Annotated in this window: 1 protein-coding gene; it reads left to right on the top strand. The window is 68.2% G+C overall.

Annotated features, from left to right (window positions below; all coding sequences use genetic code 11):
* Window positions 1-433 (top strand): pyridoxal-phosphate dependent enzyme (locus RNC47_RS36405; protein ID WP_311605151.1); only part of this gene is annotated, 433 nt, incomplete at its 5' end.
* Window positions 434-485 lie beyond the last annotated feature (52 nt).

Below are 485 nucleotides of genomic sequence, written 5' to 3'. Positions count from 1 at the left end.
CAGCGGCGGCGGACTGGCCTCGGGTGTGGGTACCGCGATCCGTGCGATGTGCCCGCAGGCCAAGATCTTCGGCGTCGAGCCGGAACTCGCCGCGGACACCGCCGAAAGCCTGGCCACCGGCCACCGGGTGGACTGGCCGGTGGCGCAACGTAACCGGACCATCGCCGACGGACTGCGCTCGACACCGTCGGCGTTGACGTTCGCCCATCTGCAACGTGTGCTCGACGATGTCATCACCGTATCCGAGGATGAGATCCGTTCAGAGGTGCGAGAACTCGCTCACCGGGCACACCTGGTCGCCGAACCCAGCGGTGCGGTGGCACTGGCCGGCTACCGCAAGGTGACGGCGCCGCCCGGGCCGGCGGTGGTGATCGTCTCGGGCGGCAACATCGAGCCACCGCTGCTGGCCGAGATCCTGTCCCGGAGTCAGTGAACCCCCTCCATGAGCCTGCTGATACGCGGTGACATCAGCAGGACCACGACAC

It is taken from the genome of Streptomyces millisiae (genome assembly GCF_031845425.1).
GTDB lineage: Bacteria > Actinomycetota > Actinomycetes > Streptomycetales > Streptomycetaceae > Streptomyces > Streptomyces millisiae.
The sequence above is the reverse complement of the archived record's forward strand: the minus strand, read 5'-3'. Positions and strand labels throughout refer to the sequence as shown.